This is a genomic window from Alphaproteobacteria bacterium, from assembly GCA_017308135.1.
Lineage (GTDB): Bacteria > Pseudomonadota > Alphaproteobacteria > CACIAM-22H2 > CACIAM-22H2 > Tagaea.
In genome coordinates, this window is the sequence record JAFKFM010000009.1 from 477,661 (window position 1) to 498,111 (window position 20,451).

15 protein-coding genes are annotated in these 20,451 nt (G+C 65.9%); 5 read left to right on the forward strand and 10 right to left on the reverse strand.

The window, feature by feature from the left end; translation table 11 throughout:
- Window positions 1–4: 4 nt before the first annotated feature.
- Window positions 5–892, forward strand: a complete 888-nt coding sequence (gene iolE, locus J0H39_15595) for a myo-inosose-2 dehydratase (protein MBN9498178.1) — start codon at window positions 5–7, stop codon at window positions 890–892.
- A gap of 25 nt (window positions 893–917) precedes the next feature.
- Here the strand turns inward: iolE and J0H39_15600 are convergent, their stop codons facing one another.
- Complete coding sequence (locus J0H39_15600; protein MBN9498179.1) at window positions 918–1,946, reverse strand: ABC transporter substrate-binding protein; 1,029 nt, start codon at window positions 1,944–1,946, stop codon at window positions 918–920.
- Window positions 1,947–2,266: 320 nt separating this feature from the next.
- On the opposite strand from J0H39_15600, the gene J0H39_15605 reads away from it, so the two are divergent.
- Together J0H39_15605 and J0H39_15610 are read left to right on the forward strand one after the other, a co-directional pair.
- Window positions 2,267–3,148: a protein phosphatase CheZ gene (locus tag J0H39_15605; GenBank protein ID MBN9498180.1), complete on the forward strand. Its 882-nt coding sequence runs from the start codon at window positions 2,267–2,269 to the stop codon at window positions 3,146–3,148.
- Window positions 3,149–3,230: 82 nt separating this feature from the next.
- Window positions 3,231–4,355 carry a hypothetical protein gene (locus tag J0H39_15610; GenBank protein ID MBN9498181.1) on the forward strand — a complete coding sequence of 375 codons (1,125 nt, stop codon included), beginning with the start codon at window positions 3,231–3,233 and terminating at the stop codon, window positions 4,353–4,355.
- Here J0H39_15610 and J0H39_15615 read toward each other — a convergent pair.
- The 8 genes from J0H39_15615 to J0H39_15650 all read right to left on the reverse strand — a co-directional run bounded on the left by J0H39_15615 (window position 4,352) and on the right by J0H39_15650 (window position 17,192).
- Entirely contained in the window at window positions 4,352–5,044 is a 693-nt protein-coding gene (locus tag J0H39_15615) for a hypothetical protein (protein ID MBN9498182.1), read from the reverse strand. The genes J0H39_15610 and J0H39_15615 overlap by 4 nt on opposite strands.
- 47 nt (window positions 5,045–5,091) lie before the next feature.
- Window positions 5,092–5,604, reverse strand: a complete 513-nt coding sequence (locus tag J0H39_15620) for a chemotaxis protein CheW (protein MBN9498183.1) — start codon at window positions 5,602–5,604, stop codon at window positions 5,092–5,094.
- Between the two features lie 17 nt (window positions 5,605–5,621).
- Complete coding sequence (locus J0H39_15625) at window positions 5,622–8,348, reverse strand: hybrid sensor histidine kinase/response regulator (protein ID MBN9498184.1); 2,727 nt, start codon at window positions 8,346–8,348, stop codon at window positions 5,622–5,624.
- Window positions 8,349–8,504: 156 nt separating this feature from the next.
- Window positions 8,505–9,827, reverse strand: a complete 1,323-nt coding sequence (locus J0H39_15630) for a TAXI family TRAP transporter solute-binding subunit (GenBank protein ID MBN9498185.1) — start codon at window positions 9,825–9,827, stop codon at window positions 8,505–8,507.
- Between the two features lie 63 nt (window positions 9,828–9,890).
- Window positions 9,891–11,975: an adenylate/guanylate cyclase domain-containing protein gene (locus tag J0H39_15635; GenBank protein MBN9498186.1), complete on the reverse strand. Its 2,085-nt coding sequence runs from the start codon at window positions 11,973–11,975 to the stop codon at window positions 9,891–9,893.
- 3 nt (window positions 11,976–11,978) lie between these two features.
- The gene (locus tag J0H39_15640) at window positions 11,979–12,641 is read right to left on the reverse strand and encodes a hypothetical protein (protein MBN9498187.1); all 663 of its coding nucleotides are present in this window, start codon (window positions 12,639–12,641) and stop codon (window positions 11,979–11,981) included.
- The gene (locus tag J0H39_15645; GenBank protein MBN9498188.1) at window positions 12,638–13,927 is read right to left on the reverse strand and encodes a caspase family protein; all 1,290 of its coding nucleotides are present in this window, start codon (window positions 13,925–13,927) and stop codon (window positions 12,638–12,640) included. Before J0H39_15645 ends, J0H39_15640 begins: the two co-directional genes overlap by 4 nt.
- Window positions 13,928–14,009: 82 nt before the next feature.
- Window positions 14,010–17,192 carry a CHAT domain-containing protein gene (locus tag J0H39_15650; protein ID MBN9498189.1) on the reverse strand — a complete coding sequence of 1,061 codons (3,183 nt, stop codon included), beginning with the start codon at window positions 17,190–17,192 and terminating at the stop codon, window positions 14,010–14,012.
- A 105-nt stretch (window positions 17,193–17,297) separates the two neighbouring features.
- On the opposite strand from J0H39_15650, the gene J0H39_15655 reads away from it, so the two are divergent.
- A complete protein-coding gene (locus J0H39_15655; GenBank protein MBN9498190.1) occupies window positions 17,298–18,113 on the forward strand; it encodes an NAD(P)-dependent oxidoreductase in 816 nt (271 codons plus the stop codon).
- 59 nt (window positions 18,114–18,172) lie between these two features.
- Complete coding sequence (locus J0H39_15660; protein ID MBN9498191.1) at window positions 18,173–19,630, forward strand: multicopper oxidase domain-containing protein; 1,458 nt, start codon at window positions 18,173–18,175, stop codon at window positions 19,628–19,630.
- Here J0H39_15660 and J0H39_15665 read toward each other — a convergent pair.
- A complete protein-coding gene (locus J0H39_15665; protein ID MBN9498192.1) occupies window positions 19,627–20,310 on the reverse strand; it encodes a DUF1194 domain-containing protein in 684 nt (227 codons plus the stop codon). The two genes, J0H39_15660 and J0H39_15665, sit on opposite strands and share 4 nt — an antisense overlap.
- Between the last annotated feature and the right edge of the window lie 141 nt (window positions 20,311–20,451).

A 20,451-nucleotide genomic window follows, 5' to 3' on the forward strand; every position in this document is an offset into this window, starting at 1 on the left:
CCCCATGTCGTGCCCGATCGGAATCAACCCGCTGACCTGGACCAACGACGACATGCCGTCGCTGGGCGGCGATACGCCGTTGGAAACCTGCCTGACGGAAGCCAAGGAAGCCGGCTATGACGGCGTCGAGCTGGGGAACAAATTCCCGCGCCAGGCGGCGAAGCTCGCCCCCATCATGGCCAAGCACAAGCTCAAGATCGTCTCGGGCTGGTATTCCTCGCGCCTGCTGGAACGCGACGTCGACGCCGAAATGGCGGCGATGGACGATCATCTGACGCTGCTCAAAGCCATGGGCAGCCCCGTGATGGTCTATGCCGAAGTCACCGGCTGCGTGCATGGCGACAAGACCGCGTCGCTCGACAGCCGCCGCCGCTTGACCGATTCGGAAATGGATTTGCTGGCAAGCCGCATGACCGAAGTGGGCAAGCGCCTGCGCGCGCAGGGCATCCGCCTTGCCTATCACCACCACATGGGCACGGTGATCGAAACGGAAAGCGAGATCGACGCGCTGATGGCCAAGGCGGGCCCGGAGGTGGAACTGCTGCTCGACACCGGCCATTTCACCTATGCCGGCGGCGATCCGTTGAAGCTGGCGCGCAAATACGCCAAGCGCGTCGCGCACGTCCATTGCAAGGACATCCGCGCGGCCGTGCTAGCGGAAGCCAAGCGCAACAAGCGCTCGTTCCTCGACAGCGTGCTGGACGGCGTGTTCACCGTGCCGGGCGATGGGTCGGTCGATTATCCGCCGATTTTCGCCGAGCTGAAGCGCGCGGGCTATGCGGGCTGGCTGGTCGTCGAGGCGGAGCAGGATCCGGCGAAGGCCCACCCGCTGACATATGCGCGGATGGGCCGCCGGTATTTGAGCGAAACGGCGCGGGCGGCCGGTCTCTGACCGGCCGCGCCGCCCACCGCCGGGCTTAGGAGCCCGAGCGGATTTCCTTCGTCCAACGCTGCAGCAGGCGGTCGCGTTCCGCGGCCGAGCCGTAGCGCACGAAGTCGTACTCGATCAACAGGATGTCCGACATGCGCGGGGCCTGCGGCGGGATGACCGAGTTCTTGTTCGACGGCAGCTGGAACGAGTTCGCCGCCGCACCCAGCGCCTGGGCCGCGGGCGACAGCGCCCAGTCGTAGAACTTTTTGGCGTTCGCCATGTTGCGCGTGCCCTTGATGATCGACATCGAGCCGATCTCGAAGCCCGTGCCCTCGCACGGCGCCACGATCTTCACCGGGGCGCCCGCGACGACCTGCGTCACCGCGTCGTGCAGGAAGGTGATGCCGATCAGCGATTCGCCGGTCGCGGCGGCGCGCGCGGGAGCGGCACCCGAACGCGTGTACTGGTTCACGTTCGCGTGCATGCGGCGCATCACGTCGAACGCGGGTTCTTCGCCGAACAACTGCACGAGCGACGCCAGCATCGTATAGGCCGTGCCCGACGAGTTCGGGTCCGCGACCTGGATTTCGCCCTTGTATTCGGGGCGGGCGAGATCGCGCCAGCACTTGGGTTCGGGCAGGTTCTTCTGGGCGAGCGTGCGGGTGTTGAAGGAATAACCCAGCGCGCCCGAATAGATACCGACCGTGCGGTACTTCGAAATCTCGGCCTGGCGCACCGCCCAATCATGCAGGTCCTTCAAGACCGGCGAGCGGTATTCGGCCAGCAGGCCTTCTTCGGCCGCCTGAAGATGCGGGTCGCCCGTGCCGCCCCACCACACGTCGCCGCGCGGGTTGCGCGATTCGGCCTTCACCTGGGCGTAGGTTTCGCCCGAGGATTTGCGGGTCATATTGACCTTAATGCCGGTCTCGCGCTCGAAATTGGCCGCCATCGGGCGGCACCATTCTTCTTGCACCGAGCAATAAAGCGTCAGCGAGCCTTGGGCTTGGGCGGCACCGGCGAATAGCGGAAATGCGGCGACGATTGCCGCTGAAGCGGCGTAACGAAGGGCGTTCATCTCTCTCTCCCTGAAGGACGCGGGGGCGGATCCCCCATATCGCGACTTATGGTTACGATTTGATGACATTCCGGCCGCGCGCGCAAGTGCAAGGCGCAGGCTGAAGGCCCGCATATCGCGGTGCGAAATGTGACCGGCGCTGGGCCTCGCACGATCCGAAAACGGCTGCGAGGCTTCTTCATCGACCTGAAGATTCTCTTAACCGGGCCATGCGTTTAATAGGGGACTGGAAGCGCCGTCCAAGCCCCGGACGGCGCATCCGGCGCGACCGGATTTCGCTATAATTCGGCCGCACCGAACCTCCTGCCAGGCCATCCGCCATGCCGAAAAACCAGCTTTCCGACGACGACTATTTCGCGATCGAGGACGCGCTGCAAAACAGCGCGCGCGGCCGCGCCTTCCTGCGTATGCGCGACCAGCGCCAGCGCTTGGTGGCGGTGGACGAGGCCCGGCGCATCGCGTCGTCGTTGCGCGAATGGACCTTGCGCCAGTTCGAGGTGCAGAAGGAAGCGACCAGCCTGGAAGTGCTGCGCGCCGAGCTGCAAAGCATGGCCGCCCATATCCAGACCGCGAAACAGGAAATCGCCGCCCTGCACGAGAAAGATCACAAGATCGAATCCTCGGCGAACCGGATCGTTACCGCGACCAGCGAGCTCGACCAGATCGTCCAGGCGACCGAGCGCGCGACGTCGGACATCCTGAACGCCGCCGAGCGCGTGATGGAAATCGCCGGTGCCCTGCCCGCCGACCTTGCCGAGCAAGGCCAGATCCTGACCGATCAGGCGACCGAGATCTTCACCGCCTGCTCGTTCCAGGACATCACCGGCCAGCGCATCTCGAAGGTCGTCAACACGCTGCGCTATATCGACCAGCGCGTCGCCGCGATGGTCGAGATTTGGGGGGCCGACGCGCTATCGGGCGTCAAACCCGCCGCCGCCCCGGCCGCCGACAGCCGCGCCGACAGCCATCTGCTAAACGGCCCGTCGCTGCCCGGCCAAGGCCGCACCCAGGACGAGATCGACGCGCTGCTGAACGGTGCCATGGCCGATACGCCCGACGCCGAACCGATGCCGGAACCCGCCCCCGTATCGCCGCCCCCGGCCCCCAATGCCGCCCCGCCGGCCGCGAAGGCCCCGGCGCCCGAACCCGCCGCGGCCGGTGCGACGTCTTCGCAAGCCGATATCGACAAATTGTTCGGATGAGCTTGATGTCCGATCCGGAGCGCTACCGGGTGCGGTCAAGTGTCTGTGGAAACTTCGCCGCCGGACCGTTAAACATTCTTATATGACACCGTCTGACCCAGCCCACCCCAGCGCCGCCGAAGCGCCCAAAGCGCCCCCCGCGGGCGCTTCGACGCCGGCCGAACCGGCCGCCGCCGGCGCGGCGGGCGGCGAGGAGGAATTCGACGCCGAAAGTCAGGACGCGCTCCATATCCTGCCGCTGCGCATCATCCCGCTGGAAACGCCCGGCCTGCGCCGCCTGCGCCTGATCAAGAACGTGCGTCTCGATACGGTGATCGAGCTCTACAAGGACCAAAGCCACAAATCGGCCCAGGTCCCGCTGGAGACGCTGCACTCGGTCTTCCAAAGCTACGGCGAACAGCTGCGCAAGGACATGCCGATCCTGCAGAACCTGGCGACCGTGCCGTCGTTCGACGTGTACACGCTGCGCCTCGCCATGCGGCAATTGAAACTGCCGGTCGACGAGAAAAAGGACCTGCAGCTTTCCGAGGGCAAGCGCCGCGAACTGACCGAGCATATGAAGGCGTTCACCCACCCGCTGATCCAGCAGATCTATGGCGGGACCGAGATCGAGGTGAACGACGTTTCCGACATTCTGCGCCTGATCGCCAATCCCAACCGGGAAGACGCGCTCAAGAATCTGCGCGCGATGTCGCAGAAGCTGAACGTGCCGCTGACCGAGATTCCGCGCTTCCTGGAGGATTACGGCGACACGTATTTGTCGCTCGCCTATTTCAAATCCTGCCTCGACACGGTCGTGCCGCAGGTCCAGGGCTTCCTCGACTGGATCAAGCCGCTCGAAGAAAACCAGATGATCAAGCACGACCGCCTGTCGAAGCAGATGCTCGACAAGGTGAAGGATTCGCTGTCGGGCGTGATCATCTCGCTGACCGGCCGTTTCGAATCCTTCAATCGCAAGAGCAGCGATTTCTGGAAGGACATCAACGCCAATTCCTTCGCGCAGATGAAGGATCTGGTGTTCTCCAACCACCGCTCGATGGGCGGCGTGTTGTGCGGCCTCGCGGTCAAGATGCAGCTGTGGCGCGAACGCTTCCCCACCGCGGGCGGCGGGCCCAACAAGCGCCTGGAATTCGTGCGCTCGGAAATCGTGCCCGGCATGCAGCTGATCGACGAGCTGGAAGCCGCCGCGCGGAAAATGAATATCTAAATCGCGCGGGCGAGGCAGATCATCGCGGCCGCACGGCGGCGGAACGCGACGCGTTTGGCCGACACCATCACCGGCGTCACCATCCCTTCCAGCGTTTTGAGCGCGGTCGGGAACGGCGCGCAAGGAACCAGCGGCCCGGTCGCAGCCATCAATATCGTGAACGTGCCCGGCAGCGCGAAATGTGCGCCCAATGCCGTGCCGATCAAGTCGAAATCCGATCCCGCCATCAATTGGCGGAAGGTTTCGTTCATCCACAGAATTTCGCCCGGCGTTTCGCCGTCGGCCGCACAGATCGAAAGCGCGATCGGCAGCCCGTCCAGCGCTTCGGCGATCTGCGCTTCGATCGCATCGGCCAGCGCGTTGCTGGCGAAAGGAAAGCTCAGCAAGAAGGTCGACGGCCCGGTGCGCACCGCGCGCAGGATGCCCACGACATCGCGCCCGAACAGCCAATCGCCTTCGCAAGCGATGGCGGCCGTGGCACCCAACGCCAACGGGTTCAAAGCGGCGGCGAATTTGGCGCGGGCGATTTCGTCGTCGCCCAAGCCGCCGCCGGTCGCCCCTTGCGCTTCGGGAAATTCGGCGTGGAACAGCGCGTCGCCCCACACGAGGCGCGCCTTGCCGGCGTCGCCGCCCGGCAATTCGACGATCGCGATCCCGCCGTTGGTCTCGAAATTCTCGACGCTGGCCATGCCCGTTCTCCCCGTCGGGGGAGAATAGGCATTAGATCAAGTGGGGCTCAAGCCGCTTCCGCGCCGCGCTTCACTTTAAGATCGAGCAGGCGGGCCACTTCCAGCACGACCAGAAGCTTGCCTTTGAGGCGATAGATGCCGGCCGAGACGTCGCGCCAGCGCGGGTCGAGCGTGGCGGGATTGCGTTCGTAGGAATCGGCCGACAGCGACAGAACCTCGCCCACATTGTCGACCATCAGGGCGTAAAGCTCGCCCTTGAAATCGACGACGACGTTCATGCCCGCGGCATTGCCCTCGCGCTTGGGCAGCCCCAGGCGGCGGCGCACGTCGATCGCGGTCACGATGCGCCCGCGCAAGTTCAAGGCGCCCGCGACTTCCGGCGGCGCCATGGGAACGCGCGTGATGCGCTGGGGGCCCAGCACGTCCTGCACGGTCAAAACGGGAATGCCAAACAGCTGGTCGGCGACCGTCATGGTGACGAAATCGCTGCCGGCGGTGGCGCCGAACGCGGCGGTTTCGACGGCGCCGGGCTTATTGGCGATGGCGGGAAGATTGGACATGGATGTCTATCCTTCGATCACTCGGCCGCCGAACGGCCGCCCAATTCGGACAGCGAGGCGAGCAGGCCTTCGCGATCCAGCTTGGGAATGAAATCGGTGAAGCCCACGCGGCGCGCGCGGTCGATATCGGCCGGATGCGTGTGCGAGGACAAGGCCAGGATCGGCGTTTCTCGGAACTTCTCGGACCGGCGCAGCGTCTCGGCGAAATCGAAGCCGGACATGCCGGGCATTTCGATGTCGGAAACGATGACGTCGAACTCGCGCCCGCTTTCGCACAGCGTCAACGCCTGGGCGGCCGTATCGGCCGTCGTCACGTCGTAGCCGGCGACTTGCAGGATCGGCTGGAGCAGGTTGCGGAAGAACGGGCTGTCGTCGACCAGCAGCAGGCGGCGCGCCTGCGTCTGGGCGCCGAACGGCTGATCCGACTTGCCGAACCAATCGCCGAAGGCCTGCGCCAGATAATGCGCGGTGTCGATCACGTCGGTCGCCTTGCCCGAGATGATCGCCGACCCGACCATGCCGGGGCGCGCGTTGTTCATCTCGATCGACAGGCGTTCCTCGACGATATCGACGATCTCGTCGACCAGCAGACCCATATTCCGGTTGCGATCGGCGAAGACCAGGATCGGCTGACGGCCTTCCGAACGGATGCCGTAGTTCGGATCGATCGTCACCAGCGGCATCAGCTTGCCGCGATACTGCAGCACCGGCTTGCCGTCGGAATACTCGATCTGCGCGGCGTCGGTTTCCTCCAAACGCGCGATCAGCGACAGCGGCACCGCCTTGGGCGCTTGACCGCCCGCGCGGAAGACGAGAAGCGCCACACGCTCGCCTTCGCTGCGCGCGACTTCGGTCACGGCTTGGTCGGCCTGGGCTTCCGACATCGTCGCCGCCGAAGCGCCCGTGCCCGCTGCGATCCCGTTGGGATCGAGGATCATGATGACCGAGCCGTCGCCCAGGATCGTGTTGCCCGAGAACATCGGAATGTCGCGCAGGATCGGCGCCACCGGCTTGACCACGATTTCTTCGGTGTCGAACACGCGGTCGACCATAATGCCGAAGGTGTAGTTGCCGACTTGCGTGACGACGATGAAGCTCTTGTCGTCGTCCATGGCGCGCGTTTCGCCCAGGCGCAGCGTGTCGTGCAGCGACACCAGCGGCAGCAGGCGGTTGCGCAAGCGCAGGAAAGGCGCGTCGTTGACGCGCTCGACCGTCGTTTCCGAATTGCCGTGCGCGCGCACGAGTTCGAGCACGCTGATCTGCGGGATCGCGAAACGCTCGCCCGAGCATTCGACGATCAGCGCCGACACGATGGCGAGGGTCAGCGGAATCTTGATGACGAAGGCGGTACCCTTGCCGCGCTGGAATTTGAGCTCGACCGTGCCGCCGATCTTTTCGATGTTGGTGCGCACGACGTCCATGCCCACGCCGCGGCCCGAGACCGAGGTGACCTGGGCGGCCGTCGAGAAGCCGGCGGCGAAGATGAATTGCGCGGCCTGCTGATCGGACATGGCGGCGATTTCGGCTTCGCTCGCCACGCCGTTCTGCACGGCCTTCTGCTTGATGCGGTCGATGTTGAGACCGCGGCCGTCGTCCTTGATCTCGATGATGATATGGCCGCCTTCGTGGAAGGCGTTCAAAATCACCTTGCCCGTTTCGGGCTTGCCGGCGGCGCGGCGCTCGTCCGGCGGTTCCAGCCCGTGATCGGCGCAGTTGCGCACGAGATGGGTCAGCGGATCCTTGATGAGCTCCAGAACCTGGCGATCAAGCTCGGTCTCCTGACCGTGCATCAGCAGGTCGATCTTCTTGCCGAGTTCGTGGCTGAGATCGCGGATCAAGCGCGGCAGCTTCGACCAGGCGTTGCCGATCGGCTGCATGCGCGTCTTCATGACGCCTTCCTGCAACTCCGACGTCACGTGGTTGAGGCGCTGCAAGGGCGCGGCGAACTCGCTGTCCTTCTGCGAGCGCAGAATTTGGAGCAGCTGGTTGCGGGTCAGCACGAGCTCGGAAACCATCGTCATCAGGTTTTCGAGCACGTCGACATTGACGCGGATCGACGAGGCGGCGATGGCGGATTCGGCCGTTTCCGCCTTGGCGGGCGGGGGTGCGGCGGAAGCCGCGACCGGCGGCTTGGCGGCCGCGGCGACGGGTGCCGGGGCCGGCGCGGCGGCGACGGGAACCGGCGGCGGCGCTGCGGGCGTCGCACCGCCCTTCTCGGCGGCGATGGCGTCGGCGACGGCGGCGGTTTTGTGCGCAGGCACCGGCACGAAACCATGCTCGTCGGGTTCGGGTTCGGCCGGCGTCGAGGCGAGCGCTTGCAACGGCACGGGCGAAGCCGGTGCGGCGGCGGCGGGCGCGGCCGCCCCCTTGCCGGCGGCGAAATCGTTCAGGCGTTGGATCAGATCGGAATCTTCGCCCTCGGGCTCGGCTTCCGTCTGCTCGAGCACCGACAACAGGCTTTTAATGCGATCGATCGATTCCAAGATCAGCGAGACCGCCGTGGTGTCGGCGACCAGTTCCTTGTCGCGGATCTTGTCGAGCAGGTTCTCGCCGGCATGCGCGACCTTTTCCAGGCGCGGCAGGCCCAAGAAACCGCACGTGCCCTTGATCGTGTGCATCATGCGGAAAATGCTGGAAACCAGACCCGGATCGTTCGGGTTCTGCTCGAGCTTCACGAGCTCGGTATCGAGCATGCCGAGATTTTCGTTGGTCTCGGTCAGGAAGTCCCGCAGCAGATCGTCCATCTTCGACTCCGTGGTCGCGAGGGCCATAAACGGGCCCGGCCATGCGTTTTCTTCGCGTATTTAAGGGCGAGACGCTTACCTGGAGCTTAATGCCGAACGCTTTATCGGACGAATCCCGCCGTTCTCCATCAAGTCTTTGATTCTGAAGGAATAGACTTACTGGTCGCCCGCGACTTTTTCGCGCACGAAGCGCACATGCATGCGCAATTGATACAACGCGTCGTCGTAGGAATGCGGCAACTTCAACGATTCGACCGCTTTTTCGATGGACGACAACTCGGCACGGCAGGATTCCCTGGCCGTCGGATCGGATTCGTTCAGCAGTCGTACCTCGATCGTCCGCAAGCGCTTGTACCAGCGATTGATCTTGCCGCGGATCTGCCAGCGATAGATCGGCGGCGCCAAGCGCATCAGCGGGATCATCAGCGTGATCAGCGGGATCAGCATGACCAGCGTGCGCTCGATCAGCACGGCGAGCCAGAACGGCAGATAGGCGACGAGCACGCCGGGTCCGCGCCGCACCAGGCGCTCGCTATCCTCGTGTTCGGGGAAATCGAGATAGTCGAGCGAGGGGAACATGCCCGGCGGCGCGAACAACTGCCGCGGGCTATGCACTTCCTTCGCCGCCTTGAACAGCAATTGCACAAGGGCGGGATGCAGATCTTCGCGCACCGCGAGCTGCGCCACCGGGGCGAGCAGCACGAGGTCTTCGTTCGGTACGTCGCGCGCGAGATCGAGCGAGCCGCCCGGCAGCACGACCGAAGCGAGGAACGGGAAATTGTGCTTATAGGCTTCGTGGCGCGGGAAGCCGATCAGGCGCGCGCGCCCGCTTGCCAGCATATCGGCGAGGCCTTCGGGCGGGCGCGCCGACACGGCGAAGGCCGCGTCGATCCGCCGCTCGCGCAGCGCCACCAGCGCATCGCCCGTGCCCATCGCGACGGCTTGCACGTCGCTCGCCATATCGAAGCCGTTGGCGCGCAGCAATTGTCGCGCGAGGATTTGCGTGCCCGAGCCTTCCGGGCCGATCGCGATGCGCCGGCCGCGCATATCGGCGAGCTTGGTCACGCGCAAATCGGCGCGCACCATTAGCCAAACGGGCTCGTGAAAGACGGTCGCGAGCACGGCCACGCCCGGCGAGCCTTCCTCAGAGCCCACGCCGCCTTGCACGAAGCCGGCATCAGCGCGGTTCTCCCCGCCGCTCAACATATGCAGATTTTCAAGCGCGCCGGCGGTGCGCAGGATCTCGAGCTTCACCCCGTCGCGCGCCAAAATCTGCGCGTAGCGTTCGGCGAAGGCGGCATAGGACCCGCCTTCCGCCCCGGCGGCGAAGCGCAACGTGTCGGGCGGCGGCGGCGCCACGAACCGGAACGCGACATAGAACCCCGCCGCGATCAGCAGCGCGATCGGTCCGTAGACCTTCGCCACCGCCGCCGCCAGCGTGCCCCAATCGCGCAGCCGCGCGCGCCACTTCCAATTCATTTGCGCCCTCGATCCTCGCCGAACGAGGGGCCAGTCTAAGCGGCATGTTGGCCGCTTGGCGACTCACTTCCCGTCGAGGGTCGTGACCGCATCCCAATCGGCGCCCGGCGGATCGGCTAACGTTTCGTCGATGCGCGTCAGGAACGATGCGGCCGCCTTGTCGCGCGTCGCGAGCGGCGACAAAACCGACTTGGCGCCGGTGAAATCGCGCGCGCGATAAAGCGCCAAAGCGCGCGCGTAGGGTGCGGCGAATTCGCTTTGCGTTGGCGCCAAGGGCTCGTGGATCGCGACGGGAGCGGCGCGCCCCTTCACGCGAACGCGATCGAGTTCGCGCCAGACGATACCGGCGTCGCCGCACGCGGCGCGCGTGGCATCCGACACCATGATCGCGGAGCCGAAATACTTGTTCGCCCCTTCCAAGCGCGAGGCAAGATTCACCGTGTCGCCCATCACGGTGTAGTTGAAGCGCCGTGTCGAACCGATATTGCCGACCAGCGCCGTGCCGGTATTGACGCCGATGCGCGCCCCCAGGCGCTTGCCCTTGAAGGGCTGGGCCGGATCGGCGTTCAACGCGGCGAGCCTCGCCTGGCATTGCAGGGCGGCCGTCACGGCATTACGCGCATGCTGCGGATCGTCGAGCGGCGCGCCGAACACCGCGACGATGGCGTCGCCGATATATTTGTCGACGAAGCCGCCATTGGCTTCGACGATCTCCGTCATCGCCGACAAATAGACATTCATCGTCGCGACGAGTTCGGCGGGCGTCAGGCCTTCCGACAGCGCGGTGAAGCCCGCGACGTCGGAAAAGAGCACGCTCACTTCGCGCTCCTCGCCGCCCAATTGCGGCGGCGTGTCGCCCGCGACCAGCTTGTCGATCACGGCCGGCGCGAGATAAAGCGCGAAGCTGCGGCGCAGAAAGCGCTTATCCTTATCGGCGACGGCGAAGCGATAGCCCGCGAGCAGCGCCGCCGCCGCGAACGCGGCCGCCAAGCCATCGAGCCAGGGCAGCACGAAGCCGCCTTGCAGTGCGACCGTCGCCAGTGCCGTCCAGGTCGCCGCGATACCCAACAAGGCGAGACCCGCCAGCGATGCCGGCAATGCCAGCGCCGCGAAAGCCGCGAGCATTACGCCGGGCACGACGGCCAGCGCGCGCTTTGGCGGCGACAAATCGGCAAGCCCGCGCCCGCGCAAAAAATTCTCGATCGCGGCGGCGTGGATCAACACGCCGGGGATCGCTTCGCGCGTGAAATCCGCCTTCACCAAATCGGCGCGTGGCGCCAGCGCACAGCGTGGGCCCGCACCTGCACCCTCGGGCCCCGCGATAAAGCGTTTGGACGTGATCTTGCGATCCTCGACATCCAACACCGCGCCGATCAACACGGCCTTGTCCTTGAAATGCCGTGCGAAGAATTCCGCGTCGCCCTTCGCCGCGCAGGCGCGCAAATCGGCGAGCGAGAAGATCGGTACGTCGCGCCCGCCGCCGGTGAAGTCGATCGTCATCGCGCCGTCGCGCACGCCCGCGACATCCGGCGTTTTCCCGGCGAGGCGCGACGCGATTTCGAACGCGAAGCTCGTCTCGCGACGCGTGCCGCCGCTCGCTTCTTCCGCCTCCAAGTGCAAGGGCACGCGGCGGATCGAATCGTCGGCATCGGCGATCAGATTGACCGCGCGGATATTCGCGGCATTGCCGACCGCGAAGCTCTGGCCCGGAAAGGGGCGGATCGGCTGGGTTTGATGCTGCACCTTGCCGAGCAGCACGCGGCCCTCGCGCGAGCCCGCGCGCAAGGCGCGCAGGAATTCGCGCTCGAAGCCGGGCACGAGACGTTCGACGGAGGTCGGAAAGATCACGTCGAAGCCGACGATCTTCGCGTTGGCGTCGAGCACGGCGTTCAACACCGGCGCCAATTCCGGCGTCCACATCGCCTGCGGCAGATCGGCGAAAGGCGGTGTGCGATGCGTTTCCTCGTCGATCGCGATCACCGCGACTCGCGAATCCTCGGGCCCGCGCGCGGCCCCGAAGACGGCGTGGCGCAGCGCGAATGCGGCATCGAGCGACAGGCCCGCGACGCGTTCGCCCCACGGTGTCAGCGGGAAAAACGAAACGGCCGCGACCAGAAGCGCGGCGGCGGCCAGATCGCGGCGTTTCATTTCCTAAAGACGCAAGAGGCGCGAGATGACCGGCGCTTGGCCGGGCTTGGCCTCGGGATCGACCTTGAACACGATTTCGCGCCCCGGCCCGGCCGAGGCGCGATAGACGCCGCCCGCAACCAGCGTTTGGCCCGCCTTGGCGAGATCGTGGAACGCGCCGCGCTGCAATTGCTGGGCGGCGACTTGGACGGTGAGTTTCTCGCCCGGCGCATCGATGCGCTCGATCGTGACGGTGCCCCCGCCCTTCACGTCGAGGACGGGCGACAAACCGTAGAGCGTGGCTTGCGGTGCCGCGGCGCCTTGCGCGGGACGCGGCGGGGCGCGGAAGACCATCACGCCGGCTTGGCCCGATTGCGCCTGGGTCAAGCGCATCTTGCCGCCGTCGCATTCGACCTTTTCGCGGCGCACGGTTCCGCCCGCGACGGTCGATTGCTCGGCGCCCACCGTCACGGTGCCGCCCTTGATCGTCTCGCGCCAGCAGGAGCGCAGATAGCCGAGCACCAGCTCGTCGCCCGGCGCCAATTTGATGACGCGTCCGGCATCGACGTAATCCATGAAATCGACGTCGAGATTCTTGCCCTTCGCATCCTCGACCAGCGCCGCCTGCTGTGCGATGGCGGGCGCGGCGCAAACGAGAACGGCAAGGCAAACGGCACGTACGATCATTTGTATACGACCTCGGTGGTCCGGCCGCGAATACTATTGAATGTTATATGAGCGGTAAACCGCCCGTTCGATTCCTCCAGATGGCCGGTGACGCTGTGCGTCTCCCGGCCGAAATAGCTTTCGCAGTCGAGCGCCAGCGGCGGGACCCGCAAATCGGCATCGACCTTGCCGACGCCGAGACAGCGGAACACCCCCGTGATCGAATTGCTTTGATGGTTCGACAGCGTCAATCGAACCACGTTGTTCTCGATCGTGATATGCGACGTACCCGCGGTCAGAATCACGACACCGGCATCGACATTCGCCATCAACGTGGTCGTGATCGAGCGCGCGATCCGCGGCACGGCCGCGACCTGTCCGCGCGGCGCGCTGTCGTTCGCGGCGCTCAACGCCGCCATACGCTCGCGCGCGATCGACGCGAAAGTGCCGGCCGGATAGGCGTCGAGATAGGCGCGCATCTCGGCCGGGTTGTTCGATGTTCTGATCGAGTCCCAGAACAGCGTTTCGCGATCCACCGGGGCCGCCGGCGCCGCACCGGCCTGCGGCGGCTGGAAGAAGAAATCGCCGGTCAACGACGATGCTTCCCATGGCACCTGGGCGCCGCCGGACGCGCGGGCGACGTCGATACGCACCTGCTTGAAGACTTCCTCGACCTTCAAGCCGGGTTCGTTCAACGCGCGCAGCAGCGCTTGGGTATAAAGCCCGTTGCTGCCCTCGCCATCCGCCGCCACTTTGCCCGGTGCCGTCGCATAGGCGATCAGCGTGCCTTCAGGCGCGTTGATTTGGGCAAGTCCCCCGCCGGTCGACCGGAAGCGCCGCTCGAACGGATTGTTGCGGCAGGCGTCCAGAATCACCATCGACACGCGCGCCTTGGCCGCCGCCATCTGATCGAGCACGGCTTCGACGTCCAGCGTTTCCAAGCGCACGCGCTGCTCGGACGTGATACGCGCATCGACGGGAACCAGATAGTTGCGGCCCTGCACCTGCATCCCGTGACCGGCATAGAAGAACAGCGCCGTATCGCCCTCGGCCAGTTTCTCGCCGAAATCGGCGACCGCGTCGCTGAACTGGGCCTTCGTCACGTTCTCCTTCAGCAGAACGTCAAAGCCGCGCGCGCGCAACGATTTCGCCATTTCCCGCGCGTCGTTGGCCGGGTTGCGCAGCGGCGCGTCGGCATAGTTCGAATTGCCGATCACCAGCGCCACTTTTTTCGACGCGAATGCCGGGGCCGCCGCCAGCAAGGCGCCCAAAGCCGCCGCCAAAACGATGCCCGCCAAACGGTTCATGGCTCGCGTCCAAAAGAGAAATTTACGCTGTCGAGGGTAGCATAGTCCGGCGGCCGCACAAGTCAGTGACCGCCGTCACAGGTTACGGGACCGCCGCTTGCTGGCGCGCCGTGCCGCCGCCATCGCCCACCAGGGTGAAGGGCGCCCAAAAAATGGGATGGGCATAGGCGAAAACGGTCGCATTGGACGCCGGATCGACCAGCCCCCTCCCGTCGATCAATCCGGCCATCGCCTGACGCAGGGCTTCGGCGCGGGCGAGGTTCGCGTCGCGCGCCTGGCGGGCGAACAAATCGGTCGTCAGGGCCCGCGCCGATGTCGTTTCGACCGGCCAGTTCGACACCAGCAAGGCGCGCGTGCCGGCATAGAAAAAGGCGCGGCCCAGGCCCGACACGGCTTCCGCCCCCGCCCCGTCGCCCGTCGCGGTGTTGCACGCGGAGAGGACGACCCAATCGGCGTTGAGACGCAAGGCGAGCACTTCGTCCAGCGTCAGCAGCCCGTCGCCGTCGGCATCGGCGACATTGGGCGCGGACAGCGCCAAGGCGGGCTGCGTCAGGCCGTTCAAATCGCCGGGGATCAAGCCATGCGTCGCGAACATCACGACGCGACGATCGGATAGATCCATCGCCTTGACCGTCTTTTCGTTAGCGGCGGCGCCCAGGATCACGTCGGACGCGTCGGCGTTGAGCGCCATCGCGATGCCGCGCACTTCGTCGGCCGTGTCGGGCAGACGCGGCAGCAAGCCAAGCTCGGCGCTGTCCACCCCTTGCGTGGCGGGCGCGTTGCGGCGCACGAGCTTCAGCCCGCGCGTTTGAAGCCCGCGCGTCGTGAGTTGTGCGGTTTGCGTCACCTGTTCGGCCTTGGCTTCCGCCGCCTGGTCGGCGTTGAACCACGGATCGCCGAACCCGACGAACGCCTTGCGGTTCGCGGGCGGCACCGGCAGCCCGCGCAACGTGGCCAGCGACGCGACCGACGGCAATTGCGTGATCGCCGCCTTGCGGATCAGGAACGGCACTTGTCTATAATTGGCGAACAGCGCGTCGTTGGCGCGCTCGGGCGCCAGCGTCGTCGCTTGCGTGACCAGCACGCCGAACGGCAATTGCCCCAGCGCGTCGTGCGGCACAACCAGCAGCGAATTGGCGTTCGCGAAGCCCGCTTCGACGGGCTTGAGAAGATCGTTATAGAGCGACGCGGCCAGTCCCACGTCGAAGGCCGGAATATCGCCCAAGGTCGCGGCGTTGGGGTCCAGCGCCTTGCGCAGATTCGTAACCGCTTCGGCGATTTGCGCGCGGCCCTTGCCCACGGCGGCGAAAGCCGGAGCGCCCGAAACCGGCACGGCCCAAACGAAGCTTTGCTGGCGCCCGACATAGGTCGCGATCAGGGCTTCGCCCGGCCGCAACGCCTTGCGCGTATCTTCGATCGTCGCGGGGCGCGGATCGATCAATTGCGCGTAGCTGGGGAAGCGGCGCTCGATCTCCTGGCGGATCGCCGCGCGCGCGGAACGCAGCGTATCGATCTGCGTGCGCAAAGCGCGCAGCGCATTCTCGTCGCGCTCGGCGGCGGCCAGCACGTTGGTCAGCAAGCCTTGCAGCGCGCCGATCTGCTTTTGCGTGTCCTGTTCGCGGCGCGCCAGATCGGCCAAAGCCGGATCGGCGGCGGCCGCACGCGCCGAGGATTGCGCCAAGGCGCGCTGCACGCCCGCCCCGCGCACCGCGTCGGCCAAGCGGAACGATTCCTCCGCGGCGCCCGCACGGCCCGACCGCGCGAGCGCGCCCATCGCCGCTTCGAACACCATCTTCATCTGCGTTTCGCGCGCGACGGAGCCGGTCTCCTCGTCGTCGGATTGGCGGGAGGATTGCAGCAGGATCGGCAGCGCCGCGTCGAACTCGGCCAATGCCGCATTCGCGTCGCCCTGCGCCAAAATCGCCGCGCCCAGCATGCCGCGCGCCATGCCCGTGTCCCAATGACGCGGGCCCAGCACGCTCGCATGGCGTTCGACCACTGCGGTCAGCACGCGGCGCGCTTCGGCCGAATCGCCGTTGCGCAACGCGACCATCGCCCAGTTCGGATTGGCATCGAAGGTCCCGCGCATCAGATCGGAGTTGTTCGCTGCACGCTGGCGGATTTCGGCGTAGCTGCGCGCCGCCCCTTGCCAATCCTCGCGCTGGCTTTGCGCGCGCGCAACGACGCGCAAGGCGCGCACCGGCCCCGGCGAAGCCGGATCGAATTTCATCGTGTCGAAACTTTCGAGCGCCACGCGGCCCAAACGCTCGGCCTCGGCGGCGCGACCTTGTTCCAGCAGAATGTCGGCGAAGGCCGCGAGCGTGGACAGCGTTTCGGGCGAATAGCGGCCGAAACGCTCCAGCCGCGACAGCAGCGCGCGGCGGATTTCGACCTCGGCCTCCATCAACCTGCCTTGGCGCATCAACGCGCGCGCCAACTCGCCGCGCATATTCTGTTGCAGATTGGCGAAGGTGCCGGCGGGCGGCCCGCCTTGGGCGGCGATGCGCGGCTCGTCCGCGATCAATCTTTCATTACCGGTCAAGGCGAAGCGCAATTGCGTCTCCGCGTCGGCGAAGCGGCCCTCCTCCATCGCCAGCGACGCGCGCGCGCGGGCAAGCAGCACTTGGCTGTTCTCCACCACGAAGATCGGCGAGCGCGGATTGGCGCGGATCTCTGCGAGAGTCGATTCCATCCGCGTCAACGCCGTGCGCGCCTCCGCCAGATCGCCCAGCATCGGCGCCCAGTTGACGACGTTCATCAGCGCGCTCATCCGGTTGCCCGGATTGGGCGCGCCCGCGATGCGCTGGCGCGCGGTCTCCAGCGCGGCACGCGGGTTACCGCCGAAAATCTCGGCGAAGGTCATTTGCTGCTGGATTTGGGTCAGGCGCCCGCTCGGCATCCCGTTTTGCGTGGCCAAGCCAACCGCCTCGCGCAGATCGGCCAGGCGCTGGGCGTTGCGGCCCAACTCGCCCGCCGCCATGCCGCGAACCATCAGGAATTCCGCCAGCGCCAAACCGCTGGCCCCGGATGGCGGTTGCGCGTCGGCCTGCGCCACCAAGGTCGCGACCTTCGCGGGATCGGGCCGCTGCTGATCGAGAACCGCCGCGATATCCGAAATCGTGCGCGGCGGCGGCTGGAAACCTTGGCCCTGGAAATTCGCCGTGATCTGGCGCGCCTGATCGAGGCTGACCACCGGGCGCTGACCATCTTGCTGGCAACCCAGCAAAGCGGCGCAAGTGACGGCGATCGCGGCGACGCGCTTCATCGGAATCTCCCATGTTTGCTTGGCCAAGAATCTACACGTCAGATATGGCCCATTCAATGCGCGTCAGTGTATGTTCGCCGTCACATAGGGGAGGAAGTGCCGAATATGTCCGACGAACGTCCTATTTTGATCACCGGTGCGGCCGGCGCTCTGGGCCAAGTGCTGACCCAGGGCCTGACCGAGCGCGGTTATAAAGTCCGCGCGAGCGACAAGCTGGCTTACAAAGGCGCGTTGCCGAAGGGCGTGTCGTTCGATTTGCTCGACGTCGCCGATTTCGACAAGGTCAAGACCCTCGCCAAGGGCGTGAAGGCGATCGTGCATTTCGGCGCGATCCCGACCGAGCAGGGCTTCGACGATATCGCGCACGCCAATCTGCGCGGCACGAACCACATCTTCGAAGCCGCGAAGGCCGAGGGCGCGCGCGTCGTGGTCGCGAGTTCGAATCACACCGTGGGCTTCACCGAACGCACCAAGCGCATCGACGAAGACGCGCCCCACCGCCCCGACGGCTATTACGGCGTGTCGAAATGCTACGGCGAAATGCTGGGCCGCATGATGTTCGACAAGCACGGCGTCGAAAGCGCGCATTTGCGCATCGGTTCGTGCCTGCCAAAGCCCCTCAACAAGCGGAACCTGCCGCTGTGGCTGTCCTATCCCGATCTGCTGCGCCTGACCGTCGCGTGCCTGGAAACCAAGAATCTGGGGTTCCGCGCGGTGTGGGGCATTTCGGCCAATACCCAAGCGTGGTGGAAATCCAAGCACTGGGACGCGATCGGCTACAAGCCGCAGGACAATTCCGAGATCTACGCCAAGGATGTCGACATGGCGGATACCGGCCCGGTCGCCGAACGTTTCCAGGGCGGCACGTTCTGCTCGGAAGGCTACACGCGCAAAGCGCCGGGTCCGGCGGAGCTGCCGTAACGCCGGCCTCTTGACCTTCCAGCGACGGGCAACCCTACCTCCTGTCGCTGGAGGAAAAGATGAAACGACGCGAATTCCTGATCGCCACCGCCGCGGCGGGTGCCCTGCCGACGCTTCCGGTTTTCGCGCAAGCCCCGCGCCGCCTGATCGCCGCCAAACGGCAGATCGACGTGCGCGGGCGCGCGGCCAGCGTCTATGGCCTGACCGACGCGAACGGCAAGCCCGGCATCTTCGCCAATGAAGGCGAGCGCTTCACGGTCGCGGTCGAGAACCGCATCGACGACGGCTTGATCCTGCATTGGCACGGCCAGACCAAGGCGGACGCGACGCAAGATCGCGCGCGGCCCGACGGCGGCGCGCTTCAGCCCGGCGGCATCGACCGTCACGATTTCGAACTCACACCCGGCTCGCATTGGATGCACGCGCACACGCTGCACGAGCAATTGCTGCTCGCCGCCCCGATGATCGCGCGCGAGAAGGATGCGGGCGACGTGCAAGACGTGGTCGTGATGCTGCACGATTTCAGCTTCAAATCGCCCGACGAAATCCTGATGGGCCTGACCGGCGGGACCGGCGGCGCGCATGGCGGTCACGGCGCGCATGGCGCCACGGGCGGCAACGCGCCGGGCATGATGGCGCGGCTGCGCGGCATGATGGGCGGTATGATAGGCGGCGGCCATGCGGGTCACGGTAGCGGCGGCATGTCGATGGCGCCGCACGCCAACGACGTCGCCTACGACGCGTTCCTCGCCAACGACCGCACGTTGGACGATCCGGAGATCGTGCGCGTCGAACGAAAGGGCCGCGCGCGCTTGCGCGTTATCAACGGCGGCACGGCGACGGCGTTCTTCGTCGATACCGGCGCGCTGCAAGCGAGCTGCATCGCCGTCGACGGCACGCCGTGTCTGCCTTATGCGGGCACGCGCTTTCCGATCGCGCAGGGTCAGCGTTTGGATCTGCTGGTCGAAATCCCGGCGGGCGGCGGCGCCTTCCCGATCTTCGCCCAGGTCGAGGCCGCGAAGATGCGCACCGGCATCGTGTTGGCGACATCGGGCGCGGTGATCGCGAAGCTCGACGGCGAAGCGGCAACAGCCGCCGCACATACCGATCTTTCGCTCGACGCGGCCTTGCGCGCGCGAGATCCGTTGTCCGACAGGAAGGCCGATCGCGTGCTGCCGATGGTGCTGGGCGAAGGCGCGAATTACCGCTGGACGATCAACGACCGCATCCATGGCGAAGCCGCACCCATTCCGGTCAAGCGCGGCGAGCGGATCGAATTCCGCTTCATGAATCCGACGACGATGATGCACCCCATGCATCTGCATGGGCATCATTTCCAAATCGTCGAAATCGCGGGCAAGCGCCTATCGGGGCCGATGCGCGATACGGTGATCGTGCCGCCGCATGTGTCCGTCGCCGTTGCCGTCGAATTCGACAAGCAAGGCGATTGGTACATGCACTGCCATCACCTTTATCATATGGCGACGGGCATGATGACGGCCGTGGCCGTATCCTAGGAAATCTCGCGGATCAATTTGTTGAAGATCGCGTAGGCGAAATCCTGGCGGTCTTTCGCCGTCGCGACGAACGCGCCGGGCCCGCCGATCACGTTGGCTTCGTAGAAATCGCGCAATGGCCCGGTGCGCATCGCCTGGCCCGAGCCTTCGGCCTGGATCGCCAGCGCGTTGATGGTGATGCCCAACGCCACCGCGCGGTCGCGCGCGACGGAAGCGGGCGTGTGGCTGCGCATATCGGGCCCGTCGCCCGCGAGGTCGATCGTCGCGCGTTGCGCGCGGAACGGGGCGACGCGGATCAGATCGGTTGCCATCGTCAGCGCGTCGCCGATCGCGTTGTAGGATTGGAATTCGCGCGGGGCCGCAACCAGCCGGTCGGCGAATTCCTCGGCGTCCGCCGCCGACGCAATACGCGTCCACGGCAATATCAGCTTCGGGGCACCCGGCGATCCCCATTCGCCATAGGCAACCGCGATCGCGCCCAGCCGCATGCCCAGGATCGATTGCACGACACGCGGATGTTCGATGGCGGCGGCGGTGCCCTCGCGCTGGAGCTTGTATTCCTCCGGATCGATCGAGCCCGAGCCGTCATTGAGCAGTACCAGCAGCAATTCGACGTCGTTCGATTGTGCGCGGGCCGATTGCGCCAAAGCGGGCGCCGAAACCGCGCCCAAAACACCCATTCCGAAAGCCCGTCGCGTCAACGCCATCGACCCGCCTCCCAAGGAAAATCGAGCATAGCAGACGAGATATTCATATCGCGTGCCGGGCGCTTGACATATCAGGCTTCAGGGACCCAATTTGTGCCCCCGGCGCCGAGGGCG